Here is a 17,764-nt window from a genome sequence, read left to right as displayed (position 1 = left end):
CTAAACCACCAAAATCATTCTTTTAGCACTACTGCGAGGCATCGTCTAGGGGAGGGATAAAACCTAAATGAATTATATTAATATCTTGCCACCCGAATATTACCTTTTATTTATCAGCATTAAATTAGTAAATTCAAATTGCAAGAAATCTTAGAAGATAAAGATTTTGTTTTATCCAGCAACTACTTTACAATCTGTCATCACATAAGGTGATCATCTAGAGTTGCAATAGGAAATGATCACTTAAACCAAAAATGAATACTTACTTTTACGCAATACCGATTATTTGATTTATTAAAAGGAGACTAAGCTTGAAAATATACACTGCACCTGGAGCACGATCTTTGGCTGTTATCTGGGCCTTGGAAGAAATAGGTCTTCCTTATGAAGCAATCCGGGTTGAAATACACACAGATAATGCGGTTGTCAAATCACCTCATCCTTTTGGTAAAGTGCCATTTTTAACGGAAGGGAGCTTTTCTTTAAGTGAAACGTTGGCCATATGCCTTTATATTTGTGAAAAAAAACAAAATACGTTATACCCTGCGAATTTACAAGAAAAAGCTATCATCAATTCTTTAATCAGTTTTTCGATTACTGACTTAGAAACGCCACTTTCTTGCCTTGCTAAACAGATACTGTTTACTCCTGAAGATCAGCAATGGCCAGAATTTATCAATTACTTTAAAAAACAAACCATTGATGTTTTGTCTAGGATAGAACTAAAAGAAACAAATGCATGGCTCATTGGTGATACCTTTACGTTAGCAGATATCTTTTTATCTCATCGATTAATGTTTGCAAAAGCATTTGGCATTACATTGGACAAAAAACTTGAAAACTATCTTCAAAAAGCGATGAGTAGACCGGCATTTTTGAAAGCTCATAAAATAAATGATAATTAATTCTCATTTATTTTACGTATTTAATTAACCGCTTCATGGCGGTTTTTTTTGACTGAACCCTCTTTACTGAATTGAATTGGTTAAGCCGTGAGCAAGTTAAAAGACGCTTTATCGGAATACTCTTCAAGTTTTTAAATAAATTAGGCTTCTAACAAATTCTTTATGCACCCTAAGTATGTTTGATACGCAAGGCAAGGTTTCACGCATTTCCACCACTGCTTTTATGAATAAGCAACCATTATAATCACTTTAAAAAACCATTATATGCCATTTGAATATTTCTAAAATCGCATTTTTATCATTAAGTCCTTTAATAAAATCCTCAAGTTTTGAACGAAATATTGAGTATATATATTTCAATACTTCCATTATTAGTAATTATGCCAGAGATAATTCACCGTTTGAGACGTCCGACTATCTCATTATTCAGGCAGTTGAGCAAAAGATATAAAGTGACATGTGAAAGGCATCATCTACATTAAAAAAGATTATTGTTAAAAATAACGATTCTAATGTTGAAAACCATAATAAATGAATTAAAAAGAGAGTTATATTTTTAAATTAGGCATCAATACGGAAGAAGACAATAATAAATATTCTAGCTTAATAGTTTAAATGATTTAATATATAGGGTTCTGCTTGATAATCCCAAAGCTTATGGTGAAGGGCAGATAATGGCTATACGGCGAGAAGTAACCAATAGTATTAGAAAAAAAATTAATACTTACTATTGTTACACATAAAAGTCCTACTCTATATGTTCTCAGCAAAAGCAAACAGCCAGTTCTCATGAACCGGCTGTCACTTTGTAAAACAATTTGTACCTCTATTCGAGCTTTAAAACTCTACCTGAGGCGCCTGTTTTACAGCGGCTTCGTTTTCCGGCACAAAATTTGGCCGCACATGCATTCCGAAAATTTTCGCGGTCACATTATTCGGGAAAGAACGCAAGGTCGTGTTATACACCTGCACCGTTTGGATATAACGGTTTCGAGCCAGAGCGATGCGGTTTTCAGTACCTTCCAGCTGTGCCTGCAAATCACGGAAGCTCTGATCTGCTTTCAGGTTTGGATAGTTTTCAGTCACAACCAGTAAGCGGCTAAGCGCATTACTCAGATTACCCTGTGCTTGCGAAAACTGCTGCATTTTTGCAGGATCATCGGCGTCGCTGCTCGTCATATTCAAACTGCCCACCCGCGACCGCGCATTGGTTACCTCAGTTAACACCTGCTGCTCATGCTTAGCATAGCCTTTAACTGTATTCACCAAATTAGGCACCAGATCGGCACGCCGCTGATATTGGTTCAGCACTTCAGACCATGCAGCATTGGCGGCCTCATCCTGAGACTGCATGGTATTATAACCACAGCCACTCAGGCTCAGAGCCAGAATAAATGCGCTTAAACATCCCATTAAGCGTTTATACATTGTAAACTCCCGTATGTGTTATTGTGTCAGTTTAACATGCCATCGTTACTTTTTTTGCCATTACTAGCGAAATCTTATATACCTTAAGCTATAATGAATGCAAAATAATAAAAATCATTTTTACCAAACTGTAAAGGATGTTATATGTTTCCTGAATATCGTGACCTAATTAGCAAATTAAAGGCGGAAAACACTCATTTTGCTAATGTATTTGAAGAACACAACCGTCTTGATGATAAAATCACCGGCCTGACCAACAATCCGGTAACCAGCGGGCTGGAAAATCTGGATGAACTAAAACGGGAAAAATTACGTCTTAAAGATGAAATTTATGCCATGCTGCGCGAAGCAGACGGCAAAGCCTGATAATTCAGTCCAGAAAAAACCCTGCTTTAAGCAGGGTTTTTTTGGATGCAATCATGTAGCATTAGCGTTTTGAAACGTTGCAAAATAGCAGCAGGAAAAGAAACTGCCTTATTATTTTGCTGATCGAATGCTACAAACGTTACCAGTGCATGAACAACAGTCTGTCCAGTATCTTTCAGAAAGATAGACTGGCTTATTTCGACCTTGCGAGAATGTACCCTACTGAAAACAGTTTCAATCAGCAAATCATCGCCAAACACAGCACTATGTCGATAGCTGATATTGATATTAATCACTGCCATCCCGCAGCCCGCTTCAGCCAATAATGGTGTCAGCCCAGCCGTATCAAAATATTCCCAGCGCGCTTCCTCTAAAAATTCCAGATATCGTGCATTATTGACATGCCGGTATACATCCACATGAAAACCGCGTACTCGTATTTCAGTCTGATGCACTGAAGCGGACTGTGTCTGCTCTAATTTCTGCATAAGCGCCTATTCCACCAGTGTCCAGCTAATCGTACTATTTGCCCGTAGCGGCACCAAACGCTCATGGCCATACGGGTAGTATGCCGGTACCAAACGATTGGTTTTTACCAGTGTAATGATATCCGTATTGCGTGGCAGATCATAAAATGCTGGTCCGTTTTCCGATGCAAAGGCTTGTAATTTATCCAGTGCGCCGGCCTGCTCAAATGCTTCAGCGTACAACTCAATAGCGGCAAAAGCACTAAATATTCCGGCACAGCCACAGGCACATTCTTTGTGCGTCTGCGCATGCGGCGCACTGTCAGTGCCAAGAAAAAATTTATGAGATTGTGATCCACATACTGCCTGTATCAATGCCCGTCTATGGCTTTCACGCTTCAGTACCGGTAAACAATAATGATGCGGCTGCATGCCTCCTACCAGCAGAGCATTACGGTTATACAACAGATGCTGTGGCGTTACCGTAGCAGCCACATTCTTACCTGCTGCCGCCACTAACTGAGCAGCTTGGGCGGTTGTGATATGCTCAAATACTAGTTTCAGCTCAGGCAGACGTTGTAGTAATGGCTGCAACAACTCATCAATAAACACCGCTTCACGATCAAAAATATCAACTTCACTATGGGTTACCTCGCCGTGCACCAGTAAAGGCATGCCTATTTCGGCCATGGTTTCCATTACAGGCAGCAGAGCCCATAAATCACTGACACCGGCTGCTGAATTGGTCGTAGCACCGGCTGGATATAATTTACACGCTATGATACCGGCGGCTTTGGCCTCACGAATCAGCGCTGGTGTGCTCTGGTCGGTCAGATATAAAGTCATCAGTGGCTGAAAACTGTTGCCGGCCGGTACCGCGGCGAGTATCCGTTCACGGTAAGCCAGCGCAGCAGCAACAGTAGTTACCGGCGGCTTCAGATTGGGCATAATCACCGCTCGCCCCATTTGACGTGCACTAAAAGGCACCACTGCTTTTAAGGCTGCACCGTCACGCACATGAAGGTGCCAATCGTCTGGTCTGGTTAGAGTAAGAGTCTGCATCTGTATCCGTTTCGTTAACAAACTGTTTTACAGCTCAATAATACAGTTAGGCTTATTTAGATTGTAGAACCACCGTAGCCAGCATGGAACGGCTAAACATCGTAGTCATGCCGCCATTTATCCGCAGCAGCGCGAAAACTAACGGTGTTTCACCCACATCTGCATCACACCATCTTCGCCATTATGCACTTGTAGAAGCTGATGGCCTGTCTGGCGGCAAAAAGCGGCAAAATCGTCTGGCGCATTTTTATCGGTTGCCAACACTTTTAATATCTTTCCAGCATCCATCGCGGCCAAGGCTTTTTTGGCTCGCAGAATCGGCATCGGGCAATTCAGGCCGATAACATCCAATGTCTCATCACTATGTGGTTCGCTCATCATCAGCTCATCACAGATAATTGAAAAATATGATTATACAACGTGCATGCATTTGCCCAATAGTCTCTGGGCAGAAGCCCAACATATTAATTAGGACAAAGTACAGCTATTATCATCTGGATATTATTTTCCATGGCCTCCTCGGCCTAACATGTACAGGCTGAGAACAAATAACTACTTACTTTCAAAAATATTTTTTATTTATTAAATCAGATCTAATAATTAAATACAGCACTATTCCGTTGAATCATATCTGAAGCTCACTATTATATTTTGGCTGTTATCTGATAAATGATATTTGTCAGTTTTTTACAGTATCGGATAGCTAAATTAAGCTGAAAATTACTAGAGATAAAAAATCAACCTACTGGATAATTGTATGATTTTATATTGTGCCGTTAGCAAACATACTTTCTTATACAATACTTCTGCCTAAACCAACCCTGCTTATAGGTATTTTACGATGCTGCAGCTCCTACCACCGTAGATAATACAAACTCTCTTCTAGCATTGTATCTGTACAATCCAGCTCGCTGATTGGGGTTTGTGGACACATCGATCCGTAATTCATTCGCGTGTTAGCTGATTCACATCGTTAATTGTTGATTCAGTACGTCATATTCAGTTGCAAATACTTCTGAATAGATAAAATTATTTATACAGGCGGCAAAATCAGCAAAAAAACTTCCCAAACCAAAGTACGATAGCCACCACCTTCTTGGTGCCAGATGCTGTATATAGTCAAACCAAATTACTTTTGTGCCAGCGCCAACATCTCGCGAGCATGATTGCGCGTGGTATCAGTAATGGTTTCACCGCCTAGCATTCTGGCAATCTCATCTATCCGGCTATCGGCAGTCAGAACCTTTATTTCACTTATAGTCTGACCTTTACTGCTGTGCTTGCGCACCTGCCAGTGCTGCTGGCCACAAGCAGCTACCTGAGGTAAATGGGTAACTGCCAGAATCTGACGGTTTTGCCCGAGACTGCGCAAAGCATGGCCAACAACGTCCGCCACTGCACCGCCGATACCAGTGTCCACTTCATCGAAAATCAGCGTAGGAACTTCATTGTACTGACTAGTTACCATTTGCAGTGCCAGGCTGATGCGCGCCAGCTCGCCACCGGATGCCACTTTACTCATGGCGCGCAAAGGTGTGCCCTGATTAGCGGCTACCTGATATTGCACCTGTTCTAGACCATGCAGAGAGGGAGAAGCACTGAGCAGTTCAATATGAAAACGTGCACCCTGCATGGCCAGATTCTGCATATGAACAGTAGTTTGTTTAGCCAATTTCGCTGCTGCCTGATGCCTGCGGGCAGATAATTGCTGGGCTACCTGCATATATTCGTTTTCACGCTCTGCTACTCTCGCCCGCAAAGCCTCAATATCAGCCGCTGCTTCCAGCTCATTTAATGCAGATTCCACTCTGGCCAATTCTTCCGGCAATTGCGGTGGCTCCAGCCGATATTTGCGTGCCATGCTCATTAATTCCTGCATCCGCTGTCCCTGCTGTACCAGCAGATTTTCGTCAGTTTCTACACTGGCACTGGCTTCGCGCAGATAAGCACTGACTTCACCCAGCTCGGCTTCTACCGATTCCAGCAGAGTCACACTATCGGCAAAAGCCGGTGCAGCCTTAATCAATGCAGCCAGTTGCTGGCGGCAGTGAAACAAACGGCTTTGCAAGCCATCATCACCATTGAGAATCTCTTCTACGCTGGCAGCTGTGTGCAGAATATCGGCTGCATGTACCAGCGCATCATGGCTCTGACTCAGCGTTTCCCATTCATTTTCCTGCACATTTAAAGCACTGAGCTCATCCAGGCGCCATTGTAGGCGTTCGCGTTCGATATTCAGGCTGTCAGCTTGAGTCTGAGCTTTTTCCAGCTCGCGTTCGGCTTCCTGCCAGCGCTGGTAGGCTTCTCGCACACGTGCAACTTCCTTATCCGCCCCAGCAAAGGCATCCAGTAAAACGCGCTGCGCAGCTTCACTATTTAACGAATGATGAGCATTCTGGCCATGGATATCGATCAGTAATTCACCAATTTGGCGCAGTTGTCCCAGTGTCACAGCCTGATTATTGATAAAACTGCGGCTTTTGCCTTTCACATCAATGGTACGGCGGATACTCAGCTGCGTTTCCTGTGCATCCAATAAGCCCTGTTCCTGTAGTAAGGACTGCGCCTGCGGGACATCGCTTACATCAAACAGGGCTGATAACTGCGCTTCTTTAGCACCATGCCGTATTTGTCCGTAATCTGCTTTATCACCCAGTAACAACCCCAGCGCATCCAGTGTGATTGATTTGCCGGCACCAGTTTCCCCTGTCAGAACGGTAAATCCACTCTGAAAACTCAGGTTCAGTTCATCCACAATCACAAAGTCACGTAAAGACAACGCCAGCAGCATAAACAGCCTTTCTTCAAGAAAGCATCCATGATTCAGGGCTGATTTTAGTATTTTTTTAAAAAAGTGCAAGGTATTTTTTAGAAAAAACTAAAATTAATTATAAAAATTTCGATTTTATTAATTTTTACTACATGTCTTACACTTTTACAGCATTACCATCTGTCATGCCACATTAGCTAAAGCCAAAAATTAACGTAATTAAATAAGGATGTATTAGAAACTTTCAGCCACATTTCATACCAGCTGATCACCCCAGTGCAGTTTCTGGCGTAGAGTACGGTAATACTGATAATTCACTGGATGTAAGATACGTAGTGAATTGCGGTAGCGACTAATACGGATTTTATCCATTGTCTGCAAATCAAAAAATGCCTGCCCATCAAAATGCGCACGCGCATCCCCGCCTTTGGTAATCAACACTTCGATTTCACTGGTATCACTTACAGCAATCGGGCGGTTTGACATCGATTGCGGGCAGATAGGCACCAAACTGAATGCACGCAATGTGGGCTGTAGAATTGGCCCACCGGCCGCAAGTGCATACGCTGTAGAACCCGTTGGTGTGGACACAATCAGACCATCCGAACGCTGGGTGTAAACAAATTCTTTATTAATGAATACTTCAAATTCAATCATCTGCCCCAGCGCACCGCGGCTAAGAACCACATCGTTTAGTGCCAGTGAATGGTAAACGTCTCTGCCTTCTCGAACTACCGTCGTTTCCAGAAGAATACGCTCTTCTGGCAGATATTTACCCGTCAGCATGCCGGTTAGTTCGCTTACCATTTGTGCACGCGGTACTTGCGTTAGAAACCCTAAGTGCCCCTGATGAATACCAATCAGCGGCACACGATAGGGAGCCAGTTTGCGAGCCACTGAGAGCAGTGTGCCATCACCGCCCAGCACCATTACCAAATCACAGCGTCTTCCCATTTCACATTTGGTAATGATCTGGCAGCAATGCAAATTAGCCGCACTGATATGATTATCTGCTTGCGCCTCACCGTCCAGATACACCGATAACCCTGCTTCAAATAAAAAAGCAATAAGTTCATTCAATACTTCACTCATCATCGGCGTTTGCGGACGGGTCACAATTCCGATATGGTTAAACTGGCTATTCATGAATTACATGTTCCTAACAAAGTAGCTCACCCAGAATTCAACTGCCTTGGTTTTTATGGCTTATTATAAAGGGTAATACATTAATATACTTCCTTATTGTAATCCTCCAATTTCAGCAAAATTCTTATGAATCAGGCGCAACATCACACTCAAGGGCTAATCAGCTGTAAATCCTGATAATTTTAAAATAAATGATTATTACCTTGGCAACAGCGTGTACACAAATCTGATCTGAGTGCTGACTAGCATTTGCCTTCAAATACAAACTATAAAATGCTCACTTTTATTTGCAAACTGTTGAAAAATTAGCATTGATTTTGCAAATATAACCTAATTTACAGCACAGCTTTGGACTAAAAACAAACAATTTTCTTCGAATACCCACCAACTTCAGATATTGCCACATAAATAGCAGTTATCTGCTGCCATTTAACTATCATTCGCTGATTTAGCTAGTTCAAGCTACAATAATCGTTTAAAAACAGAGTTACTGCGATGGTTACATCTTTGCCTAAAGTATTTGCGCTTCTGGGGCCTACAGCTTCCGGTAAAACCAGTTTAGCTCTGAATCTGGCTGCTCAATTTCCGGTAGAAATCATCAGTCTGGATTCGGCTTTGATTTATCGGGACATGAACATCGGTACCGCCAAACCCACACCCGCAGAACAGCAGGCAGTACCGCATCATTTGATTGATATCATTTCCCCATTGGAATGCTATAGCGCTGCCCAATTTGTGAGTGACTGTGTACGCCTAGCTAGAGAGATACACAGCCGCGGCCACCTTCCCTTACTGGTAGGTGGCACTATGATGTATTACCACGCCCTTACTCAGGGGCTCAGCAGCCTGCCTGAAGCCAATCCACACATCCGTGCCGAGCTGGAAAAACTAAAACAACAGCATGGCATGGATTATTTATATACTTTATTGCAGAAAGTAGACCCAATTACGGCTGCACGCCTGCCTGCCGGCGATAGCCAGCGCATAGAACGGGCACTGGAAATCTATCATATTACCGGTATCCCGATGAGTAGCCATCTGGCCAATCAGCAAAACCAGCAACCATCTGTAGACGTATGCACACTGGCACTGCTGCCAGCCGACCGTGCTCACCTTCGCGTTCAGATTGGCACCCGCTTCCATACCATGCTGGCACAGGGTTTTGTAGAAGAAGTGCAAGCATTGCGTCTGCAATACCCAGACCTGCACTCAGACCTACCCTCCATGCGTTGTGTCGGCTACCGGCAAGCATTTGATTATCTGAATGGTATCATTGATTACGACACCTTCGTAGAACGCAGTATCGTGGCTACTCGCCAGCTAGCCAAACGCCAGCTCACATGGCTACGCAAGCTCAATCCGCAGCATATGCTTGACCCATTTAATCCAGCCGGACTCTTTGAGCAGACAGCTCATCTGATGCAGCAATTCTTTTCCTGAAATCATCCATTTCAGAAAAATTCTAGCTATGAATATTTAAGCAATAATAGTAAAAATTTATGTAAACATCTGCATGCTTCCTCAATAGACATATTCACAACATGCTGAATTAATTAATCTTACTGATTATTAATCTATAATTATTTATCTATGTGTACAGCACAGCCCCTTACCCATGCACAGACAAAACAGCATAAGACAATTATTTACAGTAAAATGCACACCGTTGATAGCGTCATTACGTCTTCTCATTCATTCCGAAAGAGATAAACGGCAAAGACAACATTTATCCTTCACGCCTCACTCTAGCCAGGCAAGGGTCAGGCATTTTTGATTTAATAAGGAGAAAACACGATGTCCGTACAGGATCGCATCCGTTATACCTCACTTCATTCCCGTCTGATGTCTGCTGCTCAGGCTGCAACCCTGATTCAAAATGATGCCAATGTTGGCATGAGCGGATTTACCGGAGCCAGCTACCCTAAAGTATTACCGCAGGCAATTGCCGATTTTGCTCGTGCAGAACACGCTGCCGGCCGGCCGTACAAAATCAATGTCTGGACTGGTGCGTCTACAGCACCTGAGTGTGATGGCGTTCTGGCTGATGCACATGCTATTAATCAGCGCCTGCCCTTCAATACCGACCGCCACATGCGGCAGGAAATCAATAATGGCGATGTCAACTTCATCGACATGCATTTATCACATGTTGCGCAGCAAGCTTGGTTTGGCTTTCTGGGTCACATGCACGTGGCTATTATCGAAGTGCTGGGCATCACCGAAGATGGTTTGTTGATTCCGTCTACTGCCATTGGTAACAACCAGACTTGGCTGGATATGGCCGATAAAGTGATTCTGGAAGTGAATACCGGTCTGCCGGTACAGATGGAAGGCATGCACGACATCCCGGTGAGCAATGCCATTCCGCCTCATCGCACTCCAATCAACATGACCCGTGCAGACGACCGCATCGGTGAAAAATACATGAAAGTCGATCTAAACAAAGTGGTAGCCATTGTAGAATCCAATGCTCCAGACCGCGACAATGTATTCAGCGAACCCGATGACAAATCCAAACAGATTGCCGCATACATCGTAGACTTCCTGTCTCAGGAAATCAAAATGGGACGCTTACCGAAAGAAATGCTGCCGATTCAGTCCGGCGTAGGTAATGTGGCCAATGCTGTATTGGCTGGTCTGTTAACCGGTCCGTTTGAAAATCTTTTCGGCTATACTGAAGTATTACAGGATGGCATGCTAGACTTGCTGCGCGCAGGTAAAATGGCCACCGCCTCCGCTACAGCCATCTCTCTGTCTGCCAAAGCATTCAAAGACTTTGCCGACAATATTGATTTTTACCGTGAACGCATTATTCTGCGTCCGCAGGAAATTTCCAATCATCCTGAACTGGTACGCCGCTTAGGCATTATTGCCATGAATTCCATGATTGAAGCGGACATTTACGGCAATATCAACTCTACGCACGTAATGGGTACCAGCATGATGAATGGTATCGGCGGCTCCGGCGACTTTGCTCGCAACAGCTTCCTAAACTTCTTCGTTACCCCATCTACTGCTAAGGATGACAAAATCTCCTGCATCGTGCCGATGGTATCGCATGTTGACCACACCGAGCACGATACACAGATTATTGTTACCGAACAAGGTCTGGCCGACCTACGCGGACTGGCTCCACGGCAGCGTGCAAAAGTGGTTATCGAAAAATGTGCACATCCTGATTATCGCGACCAGTTGCAAGATTATTATGATCGTGCATTGCAGACCGCAAAAGGTATTCATACGCCACACATCCTGACGGAAGCCTTAAGCTGGCACGAACATTTCCTAAAAACCGGTTCTATGAAAATGTAATTCATCATATACCGTATCCAAACAGCCCTGAATCATTCAGGGCTGTTTGTTTATTTAATCAACACGCACCATCAGCCAACTAATAGTTTCGTATCCTATACTCGGCAGTATTAAGTACTACATCTGCACAGCATTTTGTACAATAATTTTTCCCACAGTCTGACCCTGACTGCAAAACATTCGCATTGTATGAATTCCCTTCATCATGGCAAGGCATCAAATTCAGCCACACAGCCATCACTATCAGTTAAAATAAGCGCGACTCAATCTCATTCGCTGCATACAGCACTCTCTTTATTTCTCTACTTTCATAAAAGGAAAGACCGCCATGTTTTCCAAAGCGTTAACCATCGAAAAATTCGACCCACAGCTAGCCGCAGCCATTGCCCGCGAAGACCAGCGCCAGCAAGATCATGTGGAATTAATTGCCTCAGAAAACTATGTTAGCTGCGCTGTAATGGAAGCTCAGGGCAGCCAGCTAACCAACAAATATGCCGAAGGCTATCCAGGCAAACGCTACTATGGCGGTTGTGAATACGTAGACGAAGTGGAACAACTGGCCATAGACCGCCTCAAACAACTATTTGGCGCTACCTATGTTAATGTGCAACCACACTCCGGTTCACAAGCCAATCAGGCAGTGTACGCCAGTGTGCTGCAACCAGGTGACACCATTCTGGGCATGTCACTGGCTCATGGCGGCCACCTCACTCATGGCGCCAGCGTCAACATTTCCGGACGCTTATATAATGCCATTACCTATGGCCTGGATGAAAACGAAATCCTCGATTACGCACAAGTAGAACAACTGGCTCTTGAGCACAAACCGAAAATGATTGTCGCTGGCGCTTCTGCCTATGCACTGGAAATCGACTGGGCACGTTTCCGTGCCATTGCCGATAAAGTTGGCGCCTATCTGTTTGTGGATATGGCACACTACGCTGGTCTGGTAGCCGGCGGAGAATACCCAAATCCAGTACCGTTTGCCGATTTTGTCACTACCACTACCCATAAAACCCTGCGCGGCCCACGCGGTGGTGTGATTATGTGCCGCAGCGAAGAACATGCCAAAGCGCTTAATTCTGCTATTTTCCCATGCCTGCAAGGCGGCCCACTGATGCATGTGATTGCCGCCAAAGCCGTGGCATTTAAAGAAGCTTTGCAGCCAGAATTCAAACAGTATGCCCGTCAGATTAAAGCCAATGCCAAGGTACTGGCAGAAACCCTGATTGAACGTGGTTTGCGCATCGTATCCGGACGCACAGAAAGCCATGTATTTCTGGTGGACTTACAGCCGAAAAAACTGACCGGAAAAACTGCCGAAGCAGTGTTGGGACAGGCTCACATCACTGTGAACAAAAATGCCATTCCCAACGACCCAGAAAAACCGTTTGTCACCTCAGGTATTCGTCTAGGTACCGCCGCCATTACCACCCGCGGCTTTACTGAAGCCGATACCCGCGAGCTAGGTCATTTGATTGCCGACGTACTGGACAATGCAGATAATCAGCAGGTAATTTCAGAGGTGGCTGAAAAAGTACAGAAAATTTGCAATAGATTACCCGTTTATGGAAAATAAACAACATTATTAAATTCTTAATATCTAGTTATTGCTTAGATACTATAGAATATTTATACTCAAATAAGGCTACTTTAATATCGATTAAATGATGTTTTAATCTGTTTTCTAATGATATAAACATCAACATGGATTTCCTTACAGGAAAACCAGCTTTAACTAATCAGATATTATCAAAATACCAATAAAGTATTAATATAGCCTCATTGCAAAAGCAAAGTTTACACTTTGCTTTTAAGATTTAAGGTATCTTGATAATAAAATTTGAAAGGAAACAAAATGAAAAAATTAGTTTCTACTGCTTTATTGGCTGCATCTTTAACAATGACTGCTGGTTTTGCTTTGGCTAATTCTCAAAATGACACTACCGATGTGCGCAATTTTGCAGAATCTACTGCTCAAAATGGCCAGAATACTCATGTTTCTGATTCAACTCCTGAAAACACTCCATACCGCACTGTTAATACCTATGCTGGTAATCACTAAATAGTGAGTAATAATCAAAAAGCATAACTTTTCAGTTATGCTTTTTTTTCGTCCATCTCATCAATATTTGCCATTTGATATTCACTCACGTTTCTTGTTTCGATGCATCATCAAACATAAACTAAAATTTCATTCTCATACCAAAAAACCGCCTTACTACCCAAAACATAACATACTGATAACACATATTGATTTAAAATAAGCATTTCAATTAGTGATTTTACATCAGTAACGAACATCTCATAAGTTTCAAGGATTAAGATAAAGTTTCCTTATTTTCAGGGAGTACAACATGGGCTTAATCTGGACAATTGTAGTAGGTTTCATCATTGGCGTGATTGCCAAATTGATTTATCCAGGCAAACAACAAATTGGCTGGATTGTTACCACACTACTGGGTATTGGTGGTTCCTTACTCGCTGGATATGTTGGTCAGGCTTTCGGCTGGTATCATGCAGGAGAAAAAGCCGGTTTAATCGCTTCGATTATCTTCGCCTGTATTATTTTGTTTATTTACGGCAAAATTAAAAACCGGCCATTATAGAATAAAAAAACGGTGACGAATACATATTCGCCACCGTTTTTTCAACAAATATATCTTTACTTCTTCATCTGCACCTTACCCAGCCCCTTTTCCCGAAGTTGAGCAATCGTTGCATCAATACCCTGCTGCTGAATTAACTGATCAAACTGATTACGGTAGACCGTCACTAAACTAGTGCCGTTCACACGAAAATTATAAATCTTGAATACACCATTAGAATAATACATCTGATAACCCACGGTATAATGTTTATCACTGGCACTGACAATCTCAGTGAAGGTTTCCAGTTTGTTATTACCCTGATTCACCACTTTGGGCAGGACTTTTACCGTTGCATTGCTGGCACCCATCAAAGCAGAATGTGCGTAAATTCGTACAATCATATTCTTGAAAGCAGCGCTGAAATCCTGCCGCTGCTGCGCAGTAAATTGCCGCCACGGCAACCCTACAGCCAAAGCAGATATACGCTCGTAATCCAAATACTGATCCGCATAGCGCTCAATCTGACTGATTCGTTGCTGCTCGTTCAGACTTTTGTCACGTGCTACCGACAACACCGCATCCACATTCTGCTGCAATTGCTGTTGCGCCAGCTGTTCTTGCGTAGCGGCAAACGTACACACCGATACCATCAGCATCCACGCAGCCAGACAAGCTTTAACATACCTCTGCATTTTTCATTCTCCTATTGGTAAGCAAAAAAAACGGCTTATGTAATTATCTTCCATAAACCGTTTGCTGTATTCATCTGCGAAATATCTCTACACTGCTTTAGCAGCTAACCAGTCAGTTACACTGGCCAGTGCCTTCGGCAACGCTGCCACATCATGGCCGCCTGCCTGTGCCAAATCAGGACGGCCACCGCCCTTTCCACCAACCTGCGCAGCCACATAATTAACCAGCTCTCCTGCTTTAACTGTTTTACTCAGGGCTTTCGATACACCTGCAGTAACGGCAATTTTACCATCATTTACAGCAGCTAATACCACCACAATATTCTCACCCTGTGAAACCAAATCAGCAGCGATATCACGCAACGCACTACTGTCTGCATCAATCTGGTTCAGTATTAGCCGCGCACTGCCCACATCCTGAGCCTGTGCCAGCAGCGCACTGCCCGCGTGTTTGGCTAGCTCTGTTCTGGCTTCGCTCAGTGCTTTTTCCAGCTGTTTCATTTGGCTGTGCATGCTTTGCAGTTTAGGCACTAGGTCTTCAGCAGTCTGAGCCTTCACCTCCACTACTGCGGCTTTCAGCAAATCTTCCTGCTGTTGTACATACTGTAGAGCATTCAAGCCGGTTACCGCCTCAATGCGACGTACACCGGCGGCAATACCACTCTCAGATACTATCTTGAACAGTCCGATATCACCGGTACGTGCCACATGAGTACCACCACACAGCTCGGTGGAAAATTCACCCATGCTCAATACACGCACTTCATCGCCGTATTTCTCACCAAATAGCGCCATGGCACCAGCGGCAATGGCATCATCAAAATTCATATTCTGAGCACAAACCGGCACATTGGCCACAATAGCCTGATTTACACGGCGTTCCACTTCTGCCAATTGGGCGCTGGTTACCGGCTGCGTATGTGAGAAATCAAAGCGTGTACGCTCTGCATTCACTAGCGAGCCTTTCTGCTCAACATGCGTACCCAGCACTTCACGCAGGGCACGATGCATCAGATGAGTCGCACTGTGGTTACGCATACTTGCTTCACGCAAAACACTATCTACCTGAGCAGTAACCGCATCGCCGACTTTCAGGCTGCCAGAAACCATTTCTCCAAACTGACTAAACACTTTTGCCTTAATTTTCTGCGTGTCATCTACTTGAAAACGGTTTTCACCAGCAAAAATATAGCCCATATCACCTGTCTGACCACCAGATTCGGCATAAAATGGCGTGAAATCAATCACCACGGCACCAGTTTCACCTGCGTGCAACTGTTCAACTGCCTCACCGTCTTTATACAAAGCCAAAATCGTGCTTTCATTCTGACGCTCATGATAACCAGTGAATTCAGTATCTGCTCCATCATAAGCCAACTGGGTATTGGCTTTGAAATTCTGCGCCGCACGCGCACGCGCACGCTGAGCAGCCATTTCGCGCTCAAACCCTGCTTCGTCCAGACTAATATTGCGTTCACGGGCAATATCAGCAGTTAAATCATAAGGGAATCCATAAGTATCATACAGCTTGAAAATCACTTCACCGGCAAGCGTATTACCACCATCCTGCAAAGCATTTTCCAATAAGGCCATACCCGTTTCTAGCGTCTGCGCAAAACGGCTTTCTTCTTGTTTCAGCACCTCGCTGATTTGTGCCTGTTTTTCTACCAGTTCTGGATAGGACGCACCCATTTCCTGCACCAGATCAGCTACCAGCAAATGGAAAAACGCCTGTTTACAGCCCAGTTTGTAGCCATGGCGTACCGCGCGGCGAATAATGCGCCGCAATACATAGCCACGTCCTTCATTGCTCGGCAGTACACCATCAGCAATCAAAAAGGCACAAGAGCGGATATGGTCGGCAATCACCTTCAGGCTGGGTACTTCCTGACTGTAAGGCACGCCAACCACACGAGCCACAGCATGCAGTAAATGCACAAACAAATCGATTTCATAATTACTGTGCACCTGCTGCAATACCGCAGACACGCGCTCTAGTCCCATACCGGTATCAACCGAAGGTTTTGGCAGCGGATTCATATTGCCGTTTTCATCGCGGTTATACTGCATAAACACACAGTTCCAGATTTCGATAAAACGGTCACCATCTTCCTCAGGGCTACCCGGAGGGCCTCCCCAAATATGTTCACCATGGTCGTAAAAAATTTCTGAGCATGGACCACAAGGGCCAGTATCACCCATCTGCCAGAAATTATCCGAAGCATAGCGCGCACCTTTATTGTCGCCAATGCGAATAATTTTTTCTGCCGGTAGGCCGATTTCATTCAACCAAATATCATAGGCTTCATCATCATCTGCATAAACGGTAGCCAGCAGCTTTTCCTTTGGCAGATTAAGCCAATCCTTACTCGTCAGGAATTCCCAAGCAAAATGTAGCGCATCATGTTTGAAATAATCACCAAAGCTGAAATTGCCTAGCATTTCAAAAAACGTATGATGACGCGCAGTGTAGCCTACATTTTCCAAATCGTTGTGCTTACCACCGGCGCGTACACATTTCTGTGCCGTGGTTGCGCGACTGTACGGACGCTTGTCAAAACCCAGAAACACATCTTTAAACTGATTCATGCCTGCGTTGGTAAACAACAGGGTTTTATCATCCTGAGGTGGAACCAGCGAAGAAGACGGCACCACCTGATGCCCCTTACTGGCAAAAAATTTAAGAAAATTAGAACGTAAATCTGCTGTTTTCATGGTAGTTTCAGTTGAACGGGCGATTAATCGTATTCAGGCAGTCTGTATACACACAGACTGCCTGAATATGGATATTAAAAACAGGACACTGGATAAACTATCCCAACTACCGCCCTTGTTAAAATCATGTGCTTATCTTACCGCAGTTTTACGCATAAGCATACCAGAACTGGTTAAAAACCATGCCAAAATGACAAATCCGACAACACCCCTACCCGATTACGGTATAGTTAGCCCTAAGCACACAGAATATGAAGTTACAAGGTGATCATACCCCATCACCATGCCAGCCTAAAACAGGCGCATCTTT

The 17,764-nt window shown here is 44.0% G+C and carries 15 protein-coding genes; 7 read left to right on the top strand and 8 right to left on the bottom strand.

Annotated features, from left to right (window positions below):
• Positions 1–311: 311 nt before the first annotated feature.
• A complete protein-coding gene (locus ABU615_RS09275) occupies positions 312–905 on the top strand; it encodes a glutathione S-transferase family protein (RefSeq protein WP_367434153.1) in 594 nt (197 codons plus the stop codon).
• A gap of 837 nt (positions 906–1,742) precedes the next feature.
• Here the strand turns inward: ABU615_RS09275 and ABU615_RS09270 are convergent.
• Positions 1,743–2,333: a LemA family protein gene (locus ABU615_RS09270; RefSeq protein ID WP_180295865.1), complete on the bottom strand. Its 591-nt coding sequence runs from the start codon at positions 2,331–2,333 to the stop codon at positions 1,743–1,745.
• Positions 2,334–2,477: 144 nt separating this feature from the next.
• On the opposite strand from ABU615_RS09270, the gene ABU615_RS09265 reads away from it, so the two are divergent.
• Positions 2,478–2,699, top strand: a complete 222-nt coding sequence (locus tag ABU615_RS09265; RefSeq protein WP_100139789.1) for a YdcH family protein — start codon at positions 2,478–2,480, stop codon at positions 2,697–2,699.
• Positions 2,700–2,725: 26 nt separating this feature from the next.
• Here the strand turns inward: ABU615_RS09265 and ABU615_RS09260 are convergent, their stop codons facing one another.
• The 5 genes from ABU615_RS09260 to ABU615_RS09240 all read right to left on the bottom strand — a co-directional run bounded on the left by ABU615_RS09260 (position 2,726) and on the right by ABU615_RS09240 (position 8,144).
• The gene (locus tag ABU615_RS09260) at positions 2,726–3,187 is read right to left on the bottom strand and encodes a thioesterase family protein (RefSeq protein WP_267404573.1); all 462 of its coding nucleotides are present in this window, start codon (positions 3,185–3,187) and stop codon (positions 2,726–2,728) included.
• A 6-nt stretch (positions 3,188–3,193) separates the two neighbouring features.
• Entirely contained in the window at positions 3,194–4,228 is a 1,035-nt protein-coding gene (gene pyrC / locus ABU615_RS09255; protein WP_370388883.1) for a dihydroorotase, read from the bottom strand.
• A gap of 138 nt (positions 4,229–4,366) precedes the next feature.
• Entirely contained in the window at positions 4,367–4,606 is a 240-nt protein-coding gene (locus ABU615_RS09250; RefSeq protein ID WP_370388612.1) for a sulfurtransferase TusA family protein, read from the bottom strand.
• Positions 4,607–5,357: 751 nt separating this feature from the next.
• A complete protein-coding gene (gene recN / locus ABU615_RS09245) occupies positions 5,358–7,019 on the bottom strand; it encodes a DNA repair protein RecN (RefSeq protein ID WP_370388882.1) in 1,662 nt (553 codons plus the stop codon).
• 234 nt (positions 7,020–7,253) lie between these two features.
• Positions 7,254–8,144 carry an NAD(+) kinase gene (locus ABU615_RS09240; RefSeq protein WP_267408227.1) on the bottom strand — a complete coding sequence of 297 codons (891 nt, stop codon included), beginning with the start codon at positions 8,142–8,144 and terminating at the stop codon, positions 7,254–7,256.
• A 495-nt stretch (positions 8,145–8,639) separates the two neighbouring features.
• On the opposite strand from ABU615_RS09240, the gene miaA reads away from it, so the two are divergent.
• The 5 genes from miaA (at position 8,640) to ABU615_RS09215 (ending at position 14,065) form a co-directional block, all read left to right on the top strand.
• Positions 8,640–9,584 carry a tRNA (adenosine(37)-N6)-dimethylallyltransferase MiaA gene (gene miaA / locus ABU615_RS09235; RefSeq protein ID WP_367489210.1) on the top strand — a complete coding sequence of 315 codons (945 nt, stop codon included), beginning with the start codon at positions 8,640–8,642 and terminating at the stop codon, positions 9,582–9,584.
• A gap of 354 nt (positions 9,585–9,938) precedes the next feature.
• Complete coding sequence (locus ABU615_RS09230; protein ID WP_267391265.1) at positions 9,939–11,456, top strand: acetyl-CoA hydrolase/transferase family protein; 1,518 nt, start codon at positions 9,939–9,941, stop codon at positions 11,454–11,456.
• 328 nt (positions 11,457–11,784) lie between these two features.
• Entirely contained in the window at positions 11,785–13,035 is a 1,251-nt protein-coding gene (glyA, locus tag ABU615_RS09225; protein ID WP_100139781.1) for a serine hydroxymethyltransferase, read from the top strand.
• A 279-nt stretch (positions 13,036–13,314) separates the two neighbouring features.
• Positions 13,315–13,521, top strand: a complete 207-nt coding sequence (locus ABU615_RS09220; RefSeq protein ID WP_100139780.1) for a hypothetical protein — start codon at positions 13,315–13,317, stop codon at positions 13,519–13,521.
• A gap of 292 nt (positions 13,522–13,813) precedes the next feature.
• Positions 13,814–14,065: a GlsB/YeaQ/YmgE family stress response membrane protein gene (locus tag ABU615_RS09215; protein ID WP_100139779.1), complete on the top strand. Its 252-nt coding sequence runs from the start codon at positions 13,814–13,816 to the stop codon at positions 14,063–14,065.
• A 56-nt stretch (positions 14,066–14,121) separates the two neighbouring features.
• Here the strand turns inward: ABU615_RS09215 and ABU615_RS09210 are convergent, their stop codons facing one another.
• Together ABU615_RS09210 and alaS are read right to left on the bottom strand one after the other, a co-directional pair.
• Positions 14,122–14,739, bottom strand: coding sequence for a phospholipid-binding protein MlaC (locus tag ABU615_RS09210; RefSeq protein ID WP_100139778.1), 618 nt, complete (start codon positions 14,737–14,739; stop codon positions 14,122–14,124).
• An 87-nt stretch (positions 14,740–14,826) separates the two neighbouring features.
• Entirely contained in the window at positions 14,827–17,454 is a 2,628-nt protein-coding gene (gene alaS / locus ABU615_RS09205) for an alanine--tRNA ligase (RefSeq protein ID WP_370388881.1), read from the bottom strand.
• Positions 17,455–17,764 lie beyond the last annotated feature (310 nt).

The sequence above is a fragment of the Snodgrassella alvi genome (genome assembly GCF_040741455.2).
GTDB classification, from domain to species: domain Bacteria; phylum Pseudomonadota; class Gammaproteobacteria; order Burkholderiales; family Neisseriaceae; genus Snodgrassella; species Snodgrassella alvi_E.
This window is presented reverse-complemented; position numbering and strand designations above follow the sequence as displayed.

Bases quoted from the DNA above. Each gene is read 5' to 3' on its own strand.
- ABU615_RS09270 (WP_180295865.1), bottom strand. From the start codon at position 2,333: ATGTATAAACGCTTAATGGGATGTTTAAGCGCATTTATTCTGGCTCTG.
- ABU615_RS09265 (WP_100139789.1), top strand. From the start codon at position 2,478: ATGTTTCCTGAATATCGTGACCTAATTAGCAAATTAAAGGCGGAAAAC.
- ABU615_RS09260 (WP_267404573.1), bottom strand. From the start codon at position 3,187: ATGCAGAAATTAGAGCAGACACAGTCCGCTTCAGTGCATCAGACTGAA.
- pyrC (WP_370388883.1), bottom strand. From the start codon at position 4,228: ATGCAGACTCTTACTCTAACCAGACCAGACGATTGGCACCTTCATGTG.
- ABU615_RS09250 (WP_370388612.1), bottom strand. From the start codon at position 4,606: ATGAGCGAACCACATAGTGATGAGACATTGGATGTTATCGGCCTGAAT.
- recN (WP_370388882.1), bottom strand. From the start codon at position 7,019: ATGCTGCTGGCGTTGTCTTTACGTGACTTTGTGATTGTGGATGAACTG.
- ABU615_RS09240 (WP_267408227.1), bottom strand. From the start codon at position 8,144: ATGAATAGCCAGTTTAACCATATCGGAATTGTGACCCGTCCGCAAACG.
- miaA (WP_367489210.1), top strand. From the start codon at position 8,640: ATGGTTACATCTTTGCCTAAAGTATTTGCGCTTCTGGGGCCTACAGCT.
- ABU615_RS09230 (WP_267391265.1), top strand. From the start codon at position 9,939: ATGTCCGTACAGGATCGCATCCGTTATACCTCACTTCATTCCCGTCTG.
- glyA (WP_100139781.1), top strand. From the start codon at position 11,785: ATGTTTTCCAAAGCGTTAACCATCGAAAAATTCGACCCACAGCTAGCC.
- ABU615_RS09220 (WP_100139780.1), top strand. From the start codon at position 13,315: ATGAAAAAATTAGTTTCTACTGCTTTATTGGCTGCATCTTTAACAATG.
- ABU615_RS09215 (WP_100139779.1), top strand. From the start codon at position 13,814: ATGGGCTTAATCTGGACAATTGTAGTAGGTTTCATCATTGGCGTGATT.
- ABU615_RS09210 (WP_100139778.1), bottom strand. From the start codon at position 14,739: ATGCAGAGGTATGTTAAAGCTTGTCTGGCTGCGTGGATGCTGATGGTA.
- alaS (WP_370388881.1), bottom strand. From the start codon at position 17,454: ATGAAAACAGCAGATTTACGTTCTAATTTTCTTAAATTTTTTGCCAGT.